Here is a 624-nt window from a genome sequence, read left to right on the forward strand (position 1 = left end):
CCGGTGCAGAAGGTGACCGGTACGGTTGGTTCGCTCACCGGTGCGGTGAGTGGCGGCGGTATCGTCAGCAGGGTCACCGGTACCACCGGTGATCCAGTCAGTGCGATCGTTGCCGATGTTCCCGGAGCCAGCTCATTGGCAACGTTGACGACCGATCCATCGGGTTCAGTCGCTGGTGCTGTTGATGAAGTTTCCAATCCAGGAAACCCGGTTGAAACAACTGAGGCCGTGGTGGACGACGCTTTCGCTATGAAGGCAGCGCCTGCTGAGGCATCGGGAGGCCAATCGAAATCGGCCGATGGTGACGCCGCAGTGCTGGACATTCCCGTTCAGTCCGGCATGACCGCCATTCCCGGGGCATCCAGTGCCCCCTCGAATGGTCCTGCCGGGGCCGCAAACGCGGTGACAACCAACCGGAACAGCGGGCCCAAAGAAACCAGCATGAAGGCGATTTCGACAACGATCGATTCCACGTCAACGGGACAGACCGGGCGCCAGCCACATCATGTTGGGGCCCCGGGCAGCTCCTCCTCCGAATCTGGCGATTCAGAGGGCGGCGATCCCGAACAACAAGCTGGCTCACCTCAGCCGGAGCTTATTTCTGCTCCCGTAAATGCTGAGAGT

General features: G+C 61.1%; 1 protein-coding gene. It reads left to right on the plus strand.

Annotation, left to right across the window (positions count from 1 at the left end):
• Nucleotides 1-624 (plus strand): hypothetical protein (locus tag H535_RS29775; protein WP_026821321.1); only part of this gene is annotated, 624 nt, incomplete at both ends.

This window comes from Arthrobacter castelli DSM 16402, from assembly GCF_000430705.1.
Lineage (GTDB): Bacteria > Actinomycetota > Actinomycetes > Actinomycetales > Micrococcaceae > Arthrobacter_C > Arthrobacter_C castelli.